Below are 17,885 nucleotides of genomic sequence, written 5' to 3'. Positions count from 1 at the left end.
TGAAAATTTCCCGGTCGCCCTCTGTCCTGGGCATAACCCGCGGCCTGTTTGCTGCGCTAGTGCACCCCGGCAGGTTGGCCAGCCGGCCTGGCCCTGGCCATGCCTGTCGTGAGCGAAAGGTCGACGGCCGCATCCGCGTGCAGCAGCGTGGAATCGAACGTCGGGATGTCGAAGTCATCAGGGCCGACCAGCAGGCCGATCTCCGTGCATCCGAGGACGACGCTGTCGGCGCCGGCCGCCTTGCCCGCCTCGACGACCTGGAGGTAGCGTTCCTTGGAGTTCGGCCTGACGATCCCGCAGCAGAGTTCCGAGAAGATGATGTCGTGGACGTCCTGCCGGTCGGCCGCGTCCGGAACGAGGGCGTCGATGTCGAACGCCTGCTTCAGCCGCTGGCGGTAGAATTCCTGCTCCATGGTGTAGCGGGTGGCGAGCAGCAGCGGGCGCCTGCAGCCGGCGGCGACCACCGCCTCGCCGGTGACGTCGGCGATGTGGACCAGCGGGATGCCGACACTGGCCTGGACCTCGTCGGCGAGCAGATGCATCGTATTGGTGCAGATCAGGATCATGTCCGCGCCTGCGCCCTCCAGTTCCCTTGCGACCTGGCCGAGCGCGTCGGCTGCCTTGTCCCACGCCCCGGCCTTCTGGAGCGCCACGATACCCTCAAAATTTAGGGATCGCAAAACCACATCGGCGGAATTCAGTCCACCAAGCCTGTCGCGAACCTGCTCGTTGACGCGGCGATAGTAGACCGCGGTGCTCTCCCAGCTCATGCCGCCTATCAAGCCTATCCTTTTCATGCGCTTCTTCCGTCTCATTGTTACTGACTGGAGAAACGATAGGACAGGGCGGATGCGGTGAAATTGCGTTTTTTCAGATCTCCGCCGAAACCTCGGCAATGTCATCCTGTGGTTTTCCCGTTTCGGTAGGATGAAATTACCAGAAATTGGCGATGCGTAAATTTTCACTCTACTGCCTGCTTTTTTGACACTTTACAGCGCCGTCGTTTTTCCTGATCAATGAAGGAGACAGCCGACCCGGTGTTGCGTCGTTCGGCGGCGAATTTCGTCGAGGATCGGGCGCAAGGGAAGAACCAATTTGGCGCGAGAAGCGCCTGTTGGGGAAAACCTCTTCGCGGAACGAAGGTCGGGCGCAATGAACGGAGACGGCATGTTCGACCAGATCGACCGAAAGATCATCGATATTCTCCAGCAGGACGCCAACAGGTCCGTCGTCGACATTGCAAACGAGGTCGGCCTGTCGCATACGCCCTGCTGGCGCCGCATCAAGCGCATGGAAGACATGGGCCTGATCCGCAACCGCGTGGCGCTGGTCGACCGGCGCATGGCGAACGTCGGGATGACGATCTTCATCGCCATCAAGGTGCCGCGCCACAATTCCGTCTGGCTGGATGCTTTCCGCAAGGAGATCCGCGACATTCCGGAAATCATGGAGGCCTATCGGCTGACGGGCGAGACCGACTACCTGCTGCGGGTCGTCGTTCCCGACATCGAGGTCTACGACCAGGTGTACCAGAACCTCATCAACCGGCTGGAGTTCTCCGACCTTTCCTCCTCCATCGCCATGGAGGAGATGAAATTCACCACCGCGCTGCCGACCAAATACATGTAGCCCCGGCCGGCAGTTTCCACAGACCGAAAAGACAGGAAGAAACGTCATGCGCATCGCAATTCTCGGATCCGGATCGATCGCCTTCGGCATGGCCGCATATTTGGCCAAGGCGGGGCATGAGCCCGTCCTGTGGTCGCCTTCGGGCAAGCGGACGGAAAAGCTCGCCGCCGGCGCCCCGCTGGTCGCAACCGGCGCGGTCGAATTCGAGGGCAGGGTGGCGGTCGCGAAAGACTGCGCGGAAGCAGTATCGGGCGCGGACGCCGTCGTCATCGCGCTGCCGACCAACGGCCACCGCCTGGCCTTCGACCAGGCGCTGCCGCACCTGCGCCCGGGACAGCCGGTCATCGTCAGTTCGCACAGCTCGTTCGGCGCGCTCTATCTGTCGAAGCGCTGTGCCGAGCGCGGCCTGAAGCTGCCGATCATCGTGTGGGGAACGACGCTTCTGACCGGCCGTCAGCAGCCTGACCTCGTCAGCGTGGCCGTCAGCACGGTGCGCGAGAAGATCGACTTCGCCACCTTGCCGAAGAGCGAGGCGGCCCTCGGCAAGTCGCTCTGCACGACCCTGTTCGGCGACCGTTTCGTCGAGCGCGACGGCATGCTGGCGATCGCGCTTTCCAACCTGAACCCGCAGAACCATCTCGCGATCGCCCTGCTCAACCTGACCCGCATGGAGAAGGGCGAGAAATGGGGGCAGGGCGAGCATGTGACGCCGCGCGTCGGCGCGCTGATCGAGGCGCTGGACGCCGAGCGGCTGGCCATTGCCGAGAGCTTCGGCCTGTCGGTGCGCACGGTCAGGGAGCACTTCTCGCTGTCCTTCCATGTCCCCATGGCCTCGGTCGCCGAGATGAACCAGCAGATGCACCAGGAGGGGCGGGGCGGCTTCGGTCCGGCGACCGTCGACAGCCGCTACATCCACGAGGACGTGCCCTTCGGCCTCGTGCCGACGAGCCTGCTCGGCCAGATTTCCGGCCGTCCGACGCCGCTGCACGACGCCGGCATCGCGCTCTTCTCCGGCACGATGGAGCAGGACCTCGCCGCGCAGAACGATCTCCTGCCTGACCTGGGGCTCGACCGGCTGGCGCCCGCCGACCTGAAGGCCCTGTGCGAGAAAGGCTTCGGCTGAAGGCCGAAGCCTCGGGGGATCCAGGCTTCGTTCGCTGCACCAGTGCGCGATGCAGGGCATTTGCATGTGGAGCAGCCCTCTGGCCTGCCGCCCATTTCCCCCTTGTGAGGGCGGGCCGGAGAGGGCGCTCCATTTGCGATTGCCCGCCGTATCATGCCGCGCACATTGCCCCGGCCGCGGTTTCGCGCTAGTTGCAGGGCACTTGAAACGGAGAGATGGCATGAGTCTGGTCGATACGGTGCGCAACACGCTGGTTCCCGTCCATCGCGACGGCTGGAAATTCGTTGCCATCTTCTTCGTGGTGTCCGTCATCCTCGGCTTCCTGTGGGAGCCGCTGATGTGGCTGGGCTTCGTGCTGACCGCCTGGTGCGCCTATTTCTTCCGCGATCCCGAGCGCGTCACGCCGCAGGATCCCGATCTCGTCATCAGCCCGGCCGATGGGCGCGTCTCGGCCATCGCCATGGTGACGCCGCCGCTCGAACTCGAGCTCGGCTCCGAGCCGATGCTGCGCATCTCGGTGTTCATGAACGTCTTCAACTGCCACGTGAACCGGTCGCCGATGCGCGGCAGCGTGCGCCGCATCGCCTATCGCGCCGGCAGCTTCCTCAATGCCGAACTCGACAAGGCGAGCCAGGAGAACGAGCGCAACGGCCTCGTCATCGACACCGCCCATGGCGAGATCGGCGTGGTCCAGATCGCCGGCCTCGTCGCCCGCCGCATCGTCTGCTGGACCTCGACCTTCGACCATCTGGAGGCCGGCGAGCGCTTCGGCCTGATCCGCTTCGGCTCGCGCCTCGACGTCTTCCTGCCGGCGGGTGCGGAAGCGCGCGTCGCCGTCGGCCAGACGGCGATCGCCGGCGAGACGGTGCTGGCCGAATTCGGTTCCGCCAAGGGTCCGCTTCTGGGACGCCGGGGTTGACAGGCGGCACGGATCGCACGATTCCGGGGCCGGTGTTCCGCCAGAACGGGATTCCGCGCGCCCTGACCTGCGGGCGCCGGTCCTGCCAGCAAAGCGAGCCGAGATGAAAACGCCGTTTCACCCCTACGAGCCGAACGGCCCCAACGACGAGGCGCGCGGGCCGCGCCTGCGGCAGATACCGCTCCGGGTGATCATTCCGAACATGATCACGATCCTGGCGATCTGCGCGGGGCTGACCGGCATCCGCCTCGCCTTCGAGAACCGCTACGAGCTCGCCGTCGGCATGGTCCTGCTCGCCGCCTTCCTCGACGGCATCGACGGCCGGGTCGCAAGGCTCCTGAAGGCCACCTCGAAATTCGGCGTGCAGATGGATTCGCTGGCCGACATCGTCAATTTCGGCGTTGCACCCGCGCTGGTGCTCTATGTGTTCATCCTCGACCAGGCGCGCTCGGTCGGCTGGATCGCCGCCCTGATCTTCGCGATCGCCGCCGGCCTGCGGCTTGCCCGCTTCAACGTCATGTCGGAGCGTGAGACCAAGGCATCCTGGCAGTCGGAATATTTCGTCGGCGTGCCGGCGCCGGCAGGCGCCATGCTGGTGCTGCTGCCGGTCTATGTCGGCTTCCTCGGCCTCGCCCCCAGCCTGCCCTTCGCGCTCGTCTCGTCCGCCTATACCGTGCTGATCGCCTTCCTCCTCGTCAGCCGCGTGCCGGTCTGGTCGGGCAAGTCCGAGGGCAGCCGCATCCGCCGGGATTTCGTCCTGCCGGTGATGCTGGTCGTCGTCATCTACGTCGCCACCCTGATGAGCTTCACCTGGGAGACCATGGTGGTGACGGTTGCGATCTATCTCGTCTCGCTCCCCTTCGGCGCCCGCGCCTGGTACCGCAAGTACGGCGGCTGGCCTTCGGCCGATACCGCGGTGGAAAACCACTTCCCCGGCGAGGTGGAAGAGGATCCCGAGACCCGCGACGGCCGCTAGGGCCCACCTCGCTTCACGCCTTTCTGTACTGACCGCATCCGGTGCGCACGCCTGCGCGCCGGATCGCGTGCGGCATGCGCTCGTCGCGCCTCAGCCTTGCGTAAACGCAACTCTCGCCGGCTTGCGATCCTCGTTCATCGATGATATTTAACTCGCTAATTACTAGTGTGCTAATTATGGTTGGGCTAAGCAATGTCACCCTCGATCCCCCGGGATATCGTCCTTGAAGAACTCTCCCGTGCCGGCAGGAAGATGCGGGCGCTGTTCGATGCCCGCGTGCGGGCGAGGGGAGTGACGCTGTCGCGGGCGCGCACGCTTCTGATCCTGCGCCGGACGCCGGGCCTCAACCAGCGCGAACTGGCCGAGGAACTCGACATCGAGACGCCGACGCTGGTGCGCCTGCTCGACGGCATGGAGAAGCAGGGCTTCATCCAGCGCCGCAATGTCGAGGGTGACCGCCGCGCCAAGCAGATCGTGATGACGCCCGAGGGCGAAAGGGCCGCCGACGAGATGGTGGCGCTCGCCCAGGACCTGCGCCACGACCTGCTGGCCGATGTCAGCGAAAAGGATATCGCCACCGCCGTGCGCGTCCTGCAGCGGATCTCCAGTTCCGCCACGACCTCCTGCCGGGAGGGCGTGTAGCGATGCGCACCGCGATCCGGAACGACGGGGAGAGCCGCACCGTCGGCGCCCCGTCCGGCGCGACCCCGTCCGCCGGGCCCATCGTCGCTCCCGTCGCCGCGAATGACGACCCGCCGGCAGGGCTTGCCGCGCGCACGGAGGCCCCGGCCGCCGATGCCATCGCCGAGCCGCCGCCCGCGTCTGTCGCCAACCCGTCGCCGAACCTTCCGTCCTGGCCCTATTTCGTCGCGTCTGCGCTGCTGCTTCTGACGCAGGGCTTCGGCATGAACATGATCGCCGGCAACCTGCCGCAGTTGCAGGGCGCCTACAGCGCCACGCAGAACGAGGCCGCCTGGCTGATCGCCGCCTACCTGGCTCCGAACGTCAGCCTGTCGATCGCCCTCGTCAAGGTGCGCAACCAGTATGGCCTGCGCAGGTTCGCCGAATGCAGCATCCTCTTCTTCATGCTCGTCTGCATCCTGCACCTGTTCGTCACCGACCTTGCCGGTGCGATCGCCGTGCGCTTCTTCGCAGGTTTCGCCGCAGCGCCGCTTTCGAGCCTCGGCTTCCTCTACATGATCGAGAAGCTGGTCCCGGAGAAGAAGCTGCAATACGGCATCCCCGCGGCGCTGACGCTGATCGCGGTGATGCCCTCGCTCACCCGCATCACCTTCCCCACGCTTTTCGAGCTCGGCGGCGTTCACGGGCTCTATATCTTCGAGCTCGGCCTCGCTATGGCGAGCTTCGGCGCGATCTACCTGCTGCCGCTGACCTCGCCGCCGCGGATCCGCGCCATCGAGCGGCTGGATTTCCTCTGCTATCCACTGATTGCCGTGGGCCTCGGCTCCATGGCGATCGTGCTGTCGACCGGCCGCCTTTACTGGTGGTTCGAGGCCCCGTGGCTCGGCGCGTTGCTGGTCCTGTCCATCGTCTGCCTGACGCTTGCGATCGTGATCGACCTGAACCGCGAAAAGCCCTTCATCGACTACCGCTGGCTGATGAGCCCGTCGATGCTGCATTTCACCGCCGTGCTGCTGCTGTTCAGGCTGCTTCTGACGGAACAGACGGCCGCGGCCACCAACTTCTTCCTCGTGCTCGGCCTCCAGAGCGACCAGTTGACCGGGCTCTATGTCGTCATCGCGATCGCGGCCATCGTCGGCGGCGTCACCTGCGCGCTTTTGAGCCGGCCGGGACGCCAGCCCTACATCCACCTGGTCTGCCTGCTGCTGATCGCCGCCGGTGCCTACATGGATAGCCACGCCACCAACCTGACCCGCCCGCACGACATCTATGTCAGCCAGGCGCTGATGGCCCTTGCCAGCGCCATGTTCCTGCCGCCGGCGATGGCGAAGGGCATCGGCGAGGCGTTCAAGCGGGGACCGAACCACTTCCTCACCTTCATCCTCGTCTTTCTGGCGACGCAGAACCTCGGCGGGCAGCTCGGTTCGGCGGCGTTCGGAACGATGATCACGCTGCGCGAGAAGTTTCATTCCAACGTGCTCGCCCAGTCGATCACGCTCACCGACCCGGTCGTCGCCAACCGCGTCAGCCAGCTTTCGGCGACCTACGGCCACACGCTGACCGACAGGGCTCTGCTCAACGCCGAGGGCACCAGCCTGCTCGGCCAGCGGATCACGCGCGAGGCCAACGTGCTGGCCTATAACGACGTGTTCGTGCTGATCGCCGCACTCTCGCTGTTCGCCGCCATCTGCCTGGTGCTGCACTTGGCCTTCGACACCATCAGGATCCGCGCGCAGCGCGATCCCGCGACGGCCTGAGGCCGGTCGCGACCACGCACAAACTTCGAGTAACGACCATGAAGAACATCCTCACCAAACTTGCCTCCGCCGCCGCAGTCGCCATCGGCCTCGCCGGCGTCACCCTCGTGCTCTATGCCTGGGACCTGCCGCCGTTCCGGAGCGCGGTGCAGACGACCGACAACGCCTATGTCCGCGGCTCCGTCACCCTGATCAGCCCGCAGCTGTCCGGCTACATCGTCGAGGTTCCGGTCAAGGACTTCGAGCACGTCAGCGCCGGGCAGCTGCTTGCGAGACTCGACGACCGCATCTTCAATCAGAAGGTAGAGCAGGCGAAGGCGACGCAGGCCGCGCAGGAGGCGGCGCTGACCAATTCGATCCAGCAGGAGAAGTCGGCCAACGCCAAGATCGGCGCCAGCGAGGCGGCCGTCGACAGCGCCACCTACGCCCTGCGCCGCGCCAGGGAAAACTCCGATCGCGTGGAGAACCTCGCCGCCAAGGGCATCATGGCCGAGAGCGACCGCGAGCAGAGCCGCACCACGCTCGACCAGGCGCAGGCCGCCGTCGACCAGGCAAAGGCGCAGCTCGAGGTCTCGCGGCAGGACCTGCAGTCGATCATCGTCAATCGCGCTTCGCTGAAGGCGGCCGTCGACGGCGCGAAGGCGGCCGTCGAGCTCGCCGGGATCGATCTCGCCAACACCCGCATCATCGCCCCGCAGGACGGCACCGTCGGCGAGGTCGGCGTCAAGCTCGGCCAGTACGTCTCGGCCGGCACGCAACTGATGGCGGTCGTGCCGAGCGGCACCTGGATCATCGCCAATTTCAAGGAGACGCAGCTGAGCCGCATCCGGCCCGGCCAGGAGGTGACCTTCACCGTCGACGCGCTCGACCACCTGCAACTGCGCGGCCATGTCGAGCGCTTCTCGCCCGCCGCGGGCTCAGAGTTCAGCGTCATCAAGCCCGACAACGCCACCGGCAACTTTACCAAGGTCGCCCAGCGCGTCCCCGTCCGCATCTCGATCGACCCCGGCCAGGACCAGGTCTCCCGCCTGGCGCCAGGCCTGTCGGTGGTCGTGCGTACGGTGGTGGATGGCGACGGAGCTGCCACGGCTCAGGCCGCTGCGCCGACGAACGGCTGAAATCCATGGACGCCGGAGCCGGGCGCCGGCCATGTAATCCGATCCGCATGCCGGATGCTTTGACCGCCCGTCATGTCGGAGATGATCCGGCATTCGGCACGCGCAAGTCTTTGTGCGATAAAGCATTTTCTCACGCCGCGGCGTGGCTGGATGCCGGATCAAGTCCGGCATGACGGGGAATGGGTGGATGCGGGCCTATCTTCATGGCATGGATCTAACCGAAAGAGATGACGCGCGAAGCGATCACAGCCCGTGCAGGTAATATGCGATGTCCTACCAGTCGGGGTTCATGGCCTCTATTAGGTCGAGCTTCCATTTCCGCGGCCAGTTATTGATGGCTTTTTCACGAGCGATGGCATCGGTGACGAGGTCGTGCTCCTCAAACCAGACGAGCGTCTTGATGCCGTAGCGAGTTGTGAATCCGGGCGTGAGATCGTTTTGGTGCTCATAGAGCCGCCGTGGCAGGTTAGTCGTCACTCCCGTGTAGAGTGTGCCGTTGCGCTGTGAGGCGAGGATGTAGACGTATCCCTTCATGGCATCATGATGGGCGCGGTAATATCAAAATTCAAGCTTGGGTTGTATTTGGTGTCACTCACCCTCCGTCATGCCGGCCCCCGAGCCGGCATCCAGCCGCGCAAGTCCTTGCGCGATAAAGCATCATGTCGTCGCAGGCAGGGCGCTGCCGGATACCGGATCGAGTCCTGCATGGCGGGTGGGAGGGCGTTTCCGCTCCGTGTTGGCGGATGGGCGGACGTCTGTGGCGCCTCAAGGGAGAGGGCCCAAGGCCCCGTGCCTATTCCGGCAGCCGGTAGTCGACCAGCTTCTTCTCGCGGACGATGAAGAGCTTGCCGGTCTCGGTCATGTCGGGGCCGACGAGCGGCATCATCGTCTCGGCGACCTCGGAAGGATGCGGGACAGTCGTCGGATCTTCGCCCGGGATCGCCTGCGCGCGCATCGCCGTGCGCGTGCCGCCGGGATCGACCGAGACGATGCGCAGCGGCGTGCGCTGCGTCTCGCCGGCCCAGGTGCGCGCCAGGGCCTCGACGGCCGCCTTGGAGGCGGAGTAGGGGCCCCAGAAGGGCTTGCACTTGTGGGCGGCGGACGAGGACAGGATCAGCGCCCGGCCGGCGTCGGACTTTAAAAGCAGCGGCTCGACCGAGCGGATCAGCCGCCAGGTGGCGGTGACGTTGATGGTCATCACCTTTTCGAACACCTTCGCCTCGACATGGCCGATCGGCGAGATCGTGCCGAGCACGCCGGCATTGGCGACGAGGATGTCGAGCTTGCCCCAGCGCTCGAAGATCGAGCCGCCGAGCTTGTCGATCGCCGCCATGTCGGCGAGGTCGAAGGGCACCAGCGTCGCCGTGCCGCCGACCGCCTTGATCGCGTCGTCGAGTTCTTCCAGCCCGCCGACGGTGCGCGCGCAGGCGATCACGTGGGCGCCGCGCTTGGCCAGCGAAAGTGCGGTGAAATAACCGATGCCGCGCGAGGCGCCGGTAACCAGCGCGATCCTGCCCTTCAGGTCGATATCCATCATTCTCTTCCCATCTGTTGCCGCCAAAAAAGAAGGCCGCGTTTCCGCAGCCTTCTAGAGCGTTTGTCGGCGAATGAAAACCGCCCGGCCGGCTCAGCCGTTGCTGGCGAGCACGGAAACCTTGCGACCCATCGTCTCGCCGTCCTTGTCGAGCAGGCGGGTCGGGTAGTCGCCGGTGAAGTAGTGGTCGGTGAACTGCGGCCGGGCGTCGTTGCGGTCCTCGCCGCCGACGGCGCGGTAAAGGCCGTTGATCGACAGGAACTGCAGCGAATCGGCGCCGATATACTTCGCCATCGCCTCGACGTCGGCATACTGGTTGGCGAGCAGCTTGTCCTTGTCGGGCGTGTCGATGCCGTAGAAGTCCGGATAGAAGATCATCGGGCTGGCGACGCGGATGTGCACTTCCGTCGCCCCCGCATCGCGGATCATCTGCACGATCTTCAGCGAGGTGGTGCCGCGCACGATCGAATCGTCGACCAGCACCACGCGCTTGCCCTCGATCATCGCCCGGTTGGCCGAATGCTTCAGCTTGACGCCGAAGGCGCGGATCTGCTGGGTCGGCTCGATGAAGGTGCGGCCGACATAATGGTTGCGGATGATGCCGTACTCGAACGGAATGCCGCTCTCCTGCGCATATCCCAGCGCGGCCGGCGTGCCTCCATCAGGCACCGGCACGATCACGTCGGCCTCGATCGGGTGTTCCTTGGCGAGGTTGATGCCCATGTTCTTGCGCGCGACATAGACGCTGCGGCCGCCGACCACCGAATCGGGCCGGGCGAAATAGACGTATTCGAACAGGCAGAGCCGTTCCGGCAGGCCGTTGCCGGCCTTGCGGGCGTCGATCGAGATCGTTCCGTCCGGCTGGACCTCGCAGATGATGACCTCGCCGTTCTCTACGTCGCGGACGAACTTGGCGCCGATGATGTCGAGCGCGCAGGTCTCCGACGCGAAGATCGGCTTGCCGTCGAGCTCGCCCATGACCAGTGGGCGGATGCCGGTCGGGTCGCGCGCGGCGATCAGCTTGGTGCGGGTCACGGCCACCATCGAGTAGCCGCCCTCCATCTGCCTGATGGCATCGATGAAGCGGTCGGCGGTCGAGGTATAGCGGGAGCGGGCGAACAGGTGCAGCACCACTTCGGTGTCCGAGGTGGACTGACAGATGGCACCGCCGGCGATCAACTGCCGGCGCAGCGTCAGCCCGTTGGTGAAATTGCCGTTATGGGCGATCGCGATGCCGCCGACCTCGAGTTCAGCGAACAGCGGCTGGACGTTGCGCAGCGCCACTTCACCGGTCGTCGAATAGCGGACATGGCCGATCGCCATGCTGCCCGGCAGTTTCGCCAGCGTCGCCGGATCGGTGTAGTGGTCGCCGACCAGGCCCATGCGGCGCTCGGAATGGAAGCGCAGCCCGTCGAAGGAGACGATGCCGGCCGCCTCCTGCCCGCGGTGCTGCAGGGCATGCAGGCCGAGTGCGGTCAGCGTCGCCGCGTCCGGATGCCCGAGGATGCCGAAGACGCCGCATTCCTCATGCAGCGTATCGTCGTCGGCATCATGCTCGGAACGGTGGTCGGAAACGGAAAGTTCGGTCATGTGCTGCAAGCCTTTGGTCGGGACGGTGCGGGGTTGCGCGATCTTCGTTTCGTTGGCGGCAGGTGTGGGCCCTCGGGCCGGAACTGCCATGGCGCGGCCCTCTCACTTGCGCGACCGCGACGCCTATATATGGAAGCCTGAACGACTTTACCACCGAAGTCCGAGGGCTTCAGTGGTAGCGAAGTCACTCTACCAGATTTCCGTTGCGGCTGCCCTTTCGAAAATCGCGGGGCAGCCCTGCATTGTCATCCGGGCGTCGTCAGCCGTTCGTGGCCGGTGCGTCTTCCGCCGGCTCCTCGCCGGTCGCTCCGTCGGTGCCGTCTGCCGGGGTGTCGGTGCCTTCGGCTGGTGCGCTGCGGCCGAGCAGGCGGTCGCGAATGGCATTGTCGGCATTCTCCGGCAGGAGCGCGACCAGCTTGCTGCCGAGATTGTCGAGCAGCGGCTTGGACTTGGCGCTCTCGACCCAGGTCGGCCGCTGCTGCGGCGTGACCAGCCAGTTGAAGAACAGCATGGCGACGACGACGATCAAAAGCCCGCGGGCCGCACCGAACAGGAAGCCGAGCGTGCGGTCGAGCGCGCCGATGCGGCTGTCGATGATGAAGTCCGCGATCCGCATGGTGATGAAGGAGATGACGATCAGCGCCACGAGGAAAACCACGCCGGCCGAGCCGATGATCGCCACCGTGTCGCTCGTCGTGTATTCCTTGGCGTAGGGGACCAGCACGGGATAGAGGAAGTAGGCGGCCGCAGCGGCGCCGACCCAGCTTGCGACTGACAGGACCTCTCGCGAGAAGCCGCGCACCATCGCAAGCACCGCCGAGAACAGCGCGACGCCGATGACGATGCCGTCGAGAAGAGTGATGGGCATGTTTGTCTTACTCCAGACCAGGAATCTCTTGCGACCCGGACGCGATTTGTCGCGGCACTCTAGCCGATCGCGTTAGCGGCGTCTCAATTCGGTTCATCGGCAACGAACTGTTTCCACAAAGCTTTGCCAATTTCACGGCAGCCCGCCGGCCGGCGGCCTGTCGTGTCGTCGTCCCCTCGTTCCCGTCCCGTCAATCCCCGGTCTCGCCGCGCATCAGCGCGCCCTTCGAGCCGGCGATCCGGGCCACCAGGTCCGGCAGGCTGTCGATCTCCTGCCAGCGCCCGCCGTTGCCCTTCGGCAGTTCGGCCGAGCCCGTGGGCAGGACCGCTTGCGAAAAGCCCAGCTTTTCCGCCTCCTTGAGGCGCTGGGCGGTGTGCGAGACCGGCCGGACGGCGCCCGACAGGCTGACTTCGCCGAAATAGACGCAATCGGCAGGCAGGGCAAGGCCGGCCAGCGACGAAACGAGCGCGGCTGCGACGGCGAGATCGGCGGCGGGTTCGGAGATGCGGAAGCCGCCGGCGATGTTGAGATAGACGTCGTGCTGGCCGAGACGGACGCCGCAATGGGCCTCCAGCACTGCAAGGATCATCGACAGCCTGGCCGAATCCCAGCCGACGACGGCGCGGCGCGCGGTGCCGAGCGACGTCGGCGCCACCAGCGCCTGCACTTCCACCAGCACGGGGCGGGTGCCCTCCATGCCGGCGAAGACCGCAGCACCCGGCGACTTCTCGTTGCGCTCGCCGAGAAAGAGTTCGGACGGGTTGGCGACCTCGCGCAGGCCCTTGTCCGACATCTCGAACACGCCGATCTCGTCGGTCGGCCCGAAGCGGTTCTTGACGGTGCGCAGGATGCGATAGTGATGACCGCGGTCGCCCTCGAAATAGAGCACGGCGTCGACCATGTGCTCGACGACGCGGGGGCCGGCGATCTGGCCCTCCTTGGTGACGTGGCCGACGAGCACGACGGCAGCGCCCGTCTGCTTGGCAAAGCGGATCATCGCCTGCGCGCCGGTGCGCACCTGGGTGACGGTGCCGGGCGCGGATTCGACGATGTCGCTCCACAGCGTCTGGATCGAATCGATGATGGCAAGGTCCGGCCGCTTGCCGTCGGCGAGCGTGGCGAGGATGTCCTCGACGTTCGTTTCGGCGGCGAGCAGCACGTCGGTCTCGGCGGCACCCAGGCGCTGGGCGCGCAGCCTGATCTGTGCCACCGCCTCCTCGCCGGAGACGTAGATGACGCGCTGGCCCTTGCGCGAAAGGGCGGCGGCGGCCTGCATCAGCACGGTCGACTTGCCGATCCCCGGATCGCCGCCGACGAGCACCGCCGAGCCGCGCACGAAGCCGCCGCCGGTGACCCGGTCGAGTTCGCCGATGCCGGTCGAAACCCGCGGCGCTTCCTCGATCTCGCCCGAAAGCGTGGTCAGCGCCACCACGCGGCCCTTCTTCGGCGTCTTGCCCGGCCCGCCGCCGATGCCGCCCATCGGGTCTTCCTCGACGACGGTGTTCCACTCGCCGCAGGCGTCGCACTTGCCGACCCAGCGCGCATGGACGGTGCCGCAGCTCTGGCAGACGAATTGGGTCCGGGCCTTGGCCATCAGGTCTCGCTTTCGGTGAAATCGTCCGGCGACAGGTCCTGCCGGCCGTGGAGGATGCGGATGACGACGATTCGGGTGTCGTACACCCGCAGATAGATGCATCGGTCGCGGTAGGGAAGGGCTCTCAATCCGGGAGCCAGCCAGTCTCGGGCAACGCCGGTGTAGCCTGCTGCCGCGGCCGATTTGATCTTGGCCTCGATCGCGCGGACGAAGCGCAGGGCGGCGTCAGGATTATCCTGAGCGATGAAGTCGAATATGCCGATAAGATCCTCGATCGCCGCAGGCGACAGGCGGTAGTGCCGGGCCTCGATCACTTTGCGGACTTCGCGCGGGCGACGATATAGGCGGTCAGGTCGTCATCGGTCGAAAACTCGACATACTCGCCGTTCGCGATCTGCTGGTCACCCTCCTCGATCAGCCGCCGCAACTCGTTCAGTTGCAGTTCGTCCCGTTCCAGCAGGCGCAGGCCCGCGCGCACGACTTCGCTGGCGTTGTTGTAGCGCCCCGAACTGACCTGCTCGTCGATGAAGGCTTCGAAATGGTCGCCGACCACGATGGACTTCTTTGCGTTCGACATGCCGACCTCCGCGATTTGCGGCGATCCTATCACGCAGGGAGAACAATTCCTACCGCGTAGCCTCGATATAGTCCCGGCGGTAGCGCGGACCGAGGCTGGTCAGGAGCACGTAGTCGATCGTGCCGCCGGCGCGCGAGACGACCTCGATCGGCATGTGCGGGCCGAACAACTCGATGAAGTCGCCGGCGCGCACCGTTCCGGCCGGCAGGTCGGTCACGTCGAAATGGGTGAGGTCCATGGTGACGCGGCCGATCAGCGGCACATGGTGGCCGTGCAGATAGCCCTTCGCGCCGGAGACGACCGCCTGGCGCAGCGGCACGCCGGCGCCGGAGAGGCTGCGCAGGTAGCCGTCGGCATAGCCGATCGCCGCCACCGCGATCCGGCTGTCGCGGGAAAGGAGGGCCGAAGCCCCGTAGCCGACGCCCTCGCCGATCTTCGCCTCGCGTACCTGCAGGACCCGCGCCTCGGCCTTCACCACAGGCTTCATCGGGTTCGGCTCGCCGTTGACCGCCGCCCCGCCATAGACGGAGATGCCCGGGCGGGTCATGTCGAAGTGGAAATCCGCCCCGAGAAAGACGCCGGCGGAATTGGCAAGGCTCGCCTCAACCCCCTCGAAGGCGCTCGCCGCAGCGCGGAAGCGGTCGAGCTGCATGCGGTTCATCGGATGCAGGGGCTCGTCGCCGCAGGCGAGATGGCTCATGATCAGCACCGGCGAAAAGCTTGCCGGGCGTGCCGGATCATGGGCAAGGGCCGTGGCCTCGGCGACCGTCAGCCCGAGGCGGTTCATGCCGGTGTCGACCTGCAGGACGCACGGATGGTCGCCATGTTCCGAAATTGCCGCCATGAACACGGCAAGCTGTTCGCTCGATGCGATGACGGGCACGAGGTCATGGCTGAAGAACATCCGCTCCGAGCCGGCCCACATGCCGGAGAGGACGTAGATCCGGCCGTCGGGAACGGTGGGACGAAGGGCGGCACCTTCCTGCGGGGTCGCCACGAAGAAGTCGCGCGCGCCGGCCTGGTAGAGGGTGCGCGCCGCGGGCTCCAGCCCGGTTCCATAGGCATTGGCCTTGAGCACGGCGGCGGTGCGGGCCTTCCCTGATTTTCGCGCCATGAGACGCCAGTTGTCGGCGAGCGCTCCGAGGTCGACAGTGACACGGGCCGGTTCCTCGCCGGGAAGATCGTCCGACGAGACCGGGGTGGAGAAGGGAAAACCGTTGTTCGTCATATTTTCTGGAATACAGTCTCCGGCTTCCGGCAGCAACAGGATTGCGTCCGTGCGAAATTCCGCTAGAGCTTTGCGCGCAAGGACAATTCTGAGGCGATTTTGTCAGGCATGCCTCCGTTTTGCGTGCAATCCGGGTTCTGCGGTTGAGACATCGGGAGGTTGAACAGCAAGCATGCCAAGACGTATCGCCACCGCCTCGCTGGCGCTCGTTCTCGCCGCGGCGTCGCTCGTCCGGCCGGTCTGTGCACAGGAGACGCCGGACCCGCCGCTGGAACTGCGCGATGCCTACGCGACCCTGCTCGGCCTCGATCTCGACGGCGAGGCGCCTGTCCGCGACGGCCGCACCGACATCTATCGCTCGAACCTCGACAACCCAAACGCGCCGCGTCTCGTCACCCGGCTGGAGGTGAGCGGCAACGAATGCCGCGTGCGCACCACCTCCGCACTCCAGACGCCCGGCGAATGGGCGGTGCTGTCGCTGACGATGATGGACCTGAAGCGGGTCGACAGCGCCGTCGCCTATGGATCGATCGACGACCTGATTGCCGGGAAGAACCCGCTTCGCCCCGGCGACCCGCATGCGCGACAGCTCGTGCTCCGGGGCAGCCACCTGCAATGCACGAGCAGGCTCTCGCTCGCCGACGAGGCCGGCACCCCCCTGAGCACCTGCCACGACCGGCTCGACATCTCGATGATGGACGATGCCCAGGTGGCCCGGGTCCAGAGCGCCGTCGCGCTGCTGACCCGGACCTGTGACATCGACGCCCTGCGGCGATAGGGCGGTCCTGCGCGCACTCGGCACCTGAGCGCTACAGGATGAAATCCCCCTTCGACAGCGACAGGGCATCGTCGAGGTGAATGCCGAAATCCGCCTTCTTGTCGCCGTTCACGTCGGCATAGACATAGGTGTCGGATTTCGACTTGCTGACACGCAGTTCTCCCGGATCGCCCGAGAACTTCTTCGACCCCACGAATTCGAAGGCCTGATCGCCGGACTTCTTCGTATTGGCGTCGATTGCGCTCAGATCGAGCTTGTCCCGCTGTGACTTGCTGAAATCGAAGATCGTATCGCGACCGCTGGAACCCGGCTTGGAGTCGGAAATCGATTCGAACACGAAAACGTCACGGCCCTTGCCGCCATACAGGGCGTCTGCGCCTTTCATGCCGGTGATCGTGTCGTTGCCACCATTGCCCCGAAGGGTGTTGCTGGCCGAGTTGCCGGTCAGCACGTCGTTCTTGCTGCCGCCGGAGACATGCTCGAAATTGCGAACCAGGAAGATCCCGTTGCCGGTGTCGACGACATCGCTGATGCCGAGGTCGATGTCGAGCTTTCGCGTGAACGACGACATGACCAGGGTATCGGAGTTCCGGTCTGCTCCGGTCGATACGCCGGACCCGCCGTCGACGATCACGAACTGATCCGCCTCGGCGAGCTTGCGCAGTGTGACGGTGTCGGCATCGCGGCCGCCGAACACGGCGTCGGCGCCGCCGGAACCGAGCGAGATCGTGTCCTTGCCCCGGCCGCCGGAGATGGTTCCGATCCAGCCCGAGGAGGTCGTGATGCTGTCGTTTCCGCGACCGGCATCGATGCTGTCGATCTCTGCGCCGCTCCCGATCTTGATGATGTCGCGGTCCTCCCCGGCGCGCACGACGCCCGCGCCGCCGGAGCCGATTGTGACCTTGTTGGCGCCATGCCCGACGGAGATGTAGTCGACGTAGCCGGTGCCCGTCTTGACGCTGTCGTTGCCGCCGCCAAGCTCGATCTGCCCTGCGCCGGCCGCACCAAGCGTCAGGGTTTCGGCGTTTCCGCTGCCCTTCACGATGTCGACATAGGTTCTATTGAAGGTCGCGACGCTCGATCCGGCGCCGTTCAGGGCACCCAGGGCGAGAAAACCGACCGAACCGCCAGTACCGTCGGTGTTGTCCTTGATCACGGCCTTCACCTGACCGGTGAAACGAAACATATCGATGTTCCAGCCGGAGCCTTCGAGTGTATATGTTGCAGTGCGCACAGGAAGAGAGTCTTCGACCCACGTATCGACGTAGAGAAGCCAGTTCTTGCTCCAGTTATACGGATCGACGCCCACTTTGAACGGCGTAGATCCGTTCAGCGTCACACTAATATTCGAAGTCAGTGTCGTCATTTGATTTCCCCATTCCCCAGCAATCAAATTCCCCGGATAAAAATATCCAGGTGACTCGCATAATACGAGGGCGAGATTGCAGATCAACAACAAGTGGGAAAATTGTTCGAAGGGAAACTATGCTTGTCCCGACCGGACGCGATGCAGCGCGGCTCGGCTCGGTGCGCGTGTGGCGTACTGTTGGTG

At 65.4% G+C, this 17,885-nt stretch carries 18 protein-coding genes; 8 read left to right on the top strand and 10 right to left on the bottom strand.

What is annotated here, in order from left to right; translation table 11 throughout:
• Positions 1–56: 56 nt before the first annotated feature.
• Positions 57–797, bottom strand: coding sequence for an aspartate/glutamate racemase family protein (locus OCK02_RS19875; protein WP_263814536.1), 741 nt, complete (start codon positions 795–797; stop codon positions 57–59).
• 370 nt (positions 798–1,167) lie between these two features.
• Here OCK02_RS19875 and OCK02_RS19870 point away from each other — a divergent pair, with 370 nt between their 5' ends.
• The 7 genes from OCK02_RS19870 to OCK02_RS19840 all read left to right on the top strand — a co-directional run bounded on the left by OCK02_RS19870 (position 1,168) and on the right by OCK02_RS19840 (position 8,164).
• Positions 1,168–1,629, top strand: a complete 462-nt coding sequence (locus OCK02_RS19870; RefSeq protein WP_263814535.1) for an Lrp/AsnC family transcriptional regulator — start codon at positions 1,168–1,170, stop codon at positions 1,627–1,629.
• A gap of 46 nt (positions 1,630–1,675) precedes the next feature.
• Positions 1,676–2,752, top strand: a complete 1,077-nt coding sequence (locus OCK02_RS19865; RefSeq protein ID WP_263814534.1) for an NAD/NADP-dependent octopine/nopaline dehydrogenase family protein — start codon at positions 1,676–1,678, stop codon at positions 2,750–2,752.
• A 220-nt stretch (positions 2,753–2,972) separates the two neighbouring features.
• Positions 2,973–3,671: a phosphatidylserine decarboxylase gene (locus OCK02_RS19860; RefSeq protein WP_230803486.1), complete on the top strand. Its 699-nt coding sequence runs from the start codon at positions 2,973–2,975 to the stop codon at positions 3,669–3,671.
• Between the two features lie 103 nt (positions 3,672–3,774).
• Positions 3,775–4,647: a CDP-diacylglycerol--serine O-phosphatidyltransferase gene (pssA, locus tag OCK02_RS19855; protein ID WP_263814533.1), complete on the top strand. Its 873-nt coding sequence runs from the start codon at positions 3,775–3,777 to the stop codon at positions 4,645–4,647.
• Positions 4,648–4,839: 192 nt separating this feature from the next.
• Positions 4,840–5,289, top strand: a complete 450-nt coding sequence (locus OCK02_RS19850) for a MarR family winged helix-turn-helix transcriptional regulator (protein WP_230803490.1) — start codon at positions 4,840–4,842, stop codon at positions 5,287–5,289.
• A gap of 263 nt (positions 5,290–5,552) precedes the next feature.
• Entirely contained in the window at positions 5,553–7,046 is a 1,494-nt protein-coding gene (locus OCK02_RS19845) for an MFS transporter (RefSeq protein ID WP_412178873.1), read from the top strand.
• A gap of 38 nt (positions 7,047–7,084) precedes the next feature.
• Positions 7,085–8,164 (top strand): HlyD family secretion protein, encoded by a 1,080-nt coding sequence (locus OCK02_RS19840; protein WP_263814531.1) that lies wholly within the window; start codon positions 7,085–7,087, stop codon positions 8,162–8,164.
• Between the two features lie 273 nt (positions 8,165–8,437).
• On the opposite strand, the gene OCK02_RS19835 is transcribed toward OCK02_RS19840, so the two are convergent.
• The 8 genes from OCK02_RS19835 to alr all read right to left on the bottom strand — a co-directional run bounded on the left by OCK02_RS19835 (position 8,438) and on the right by alr (position 15,555).
• A complete protein-coding gene (locus OCK02_RS19835; RefSeq protein WP_263814530.1) occupies positions 8,438–8,698 on the bottom strand; it encodes a GIY-YIG nuclease family protein in 261 nt (86 codons plus the stop codon).
• Positions 8,699–8,957: 259 nt separating this feature from the next.
• Positions 8,958–9,698 carry an SDR family NAD(P)-dependent oxidoreductase gene (locus OCK02_RS19830; RefSeq protein ID WP_230803496.1) on the bottom strand — a complete coding sequence of 247 codons (741 nt, stop codon included), beginning with the start codon at positions 9,696–9,698 and terminating at the stop codon, positions 8,958–8,960.
• 93 nt (positions 9,699–9,791) lie between these two features.
• Positions 9,792–11,288, bottom strand: a complete 1,497-nt coding sequence (purF, locus tag OCK02_RS19825; RefSeq protein WP_230803497.1) for an amidophosphoribosyltransferase — start codon at positions 11,286–11,288, stop codon at positions 9,792–9,794.
• Positions 11,289–11,547: 259 nt separating this feature from the next.
• Positions 11,548–12,156: a CvpA family protein gene (locus tag OCK02_RS19820; RefSeq protein ID WP_263814529.1), complete on the bottom strand. Its 609-nt coding sequence runs from the start codon at positions 12,154–12,156 to the stop codon at positions 11,548–11,550.
• Positions 12,157–12,346: 190 nt separating this feature from the next.
• Complete coding sequence (gene radA, locus OCK02_RS19815; RefSeq protein WP_263814528.1) at positions 12,347–13,750, bottom strand: DNA repair protein RadA; 1,404 nt, start codon at positions 13,748–13,750, stop codon at positions 12,347–12,349.
• Positions 13,750–14,064 (bottom strand): type II toxin-antitoxin system RelE/ParE family toxin, encoded by a 315-nt coding sequence (locus OCK02_RS19810; protein ID WP_230803500.1) that lies wholly within the window; start codon positions 14,062–14,064, stop codon positions 13,750–13,752. Before OCK02_RS19810 ends, radA begins: the two co-directional genes overlap by 1 nt.
• Positions 14,061–14,327: a type II toxin-antitoxin system ParD family antitoxin gene (locus OCK02_RS19805; protein WP_230803501.1), complete on the bottom strand. Its 267-nt coding sequence runs from the start codon at positions 14,325–14,327 to the stop codon at positions 14,061–14,063. Before OCK02_RS19805 ends, OCK02_RS19810 begins: the two co-directional genes overlap by 4 nt.
• Before the next feature lie 49 nt (positions 14,328–14,376).
• Positions 14,377–15,555: an alanine racemase gene (gene alr, locus OCK02_RS19800; RefSeq protein ID WP_263814527.1), complete on the bottom strand. Its 1,179-nt coding sequence runs from the start codon at positions 15,553–15,555 to the stop codon at positions 14,377–14,379.
• A gap of 172 nt (positions 15,556–15,727) precedes the next feature.
• Here alr and OCK02_RS19795 point away from each other — a divergent pair, with 172 nt between their 5' ends.
• Positions 15,728–16,333 carry a hypothetical protein gene (locus tag OCK02_RS19795; protein WP_263814526.1) on the top strand — a complete coding sequence of 202 codons (606 nt, stop codon included), beginning with the start codon at positions 15,728–15,730 and terminating at the stop codon, positions 16,331–16,333.
• Between the two features lie 31 nt (positions 16,334–16,364).
• On the opposite strand, the gene OCK02_RS19790 is transcribed toward OCK02_RS19795, so the two are convergent.
• Positions 16,365–17,786: a calcium-binding protein gene (locus OCK02_RS19790; RefSeq protein ID WP_263814525.1), complete on the bottom strand. Its 1,422-nt coding sequence runs from the start codon at positions 17,784–17,786 to the stop codon at positions 16,365–16,367.
• Between the last annotated feature and the right edge of the window lie 99 nt (positions 17,787–17,885).

This window comes from Rhizobium sp. TRM96647 (assembly GCF_025780115.1).
Classification (GTDB): Bacteria; Pseudomonadota; Alphaproteobacteria; order Rhizobiales; family Rhizobiaceae; genus Mycoplana.
The sequence above is the reverse complement of the archived record's forward strand: the minus strand, read 5'-3'. Positions and strand labels throughout refer to the sequence as shown.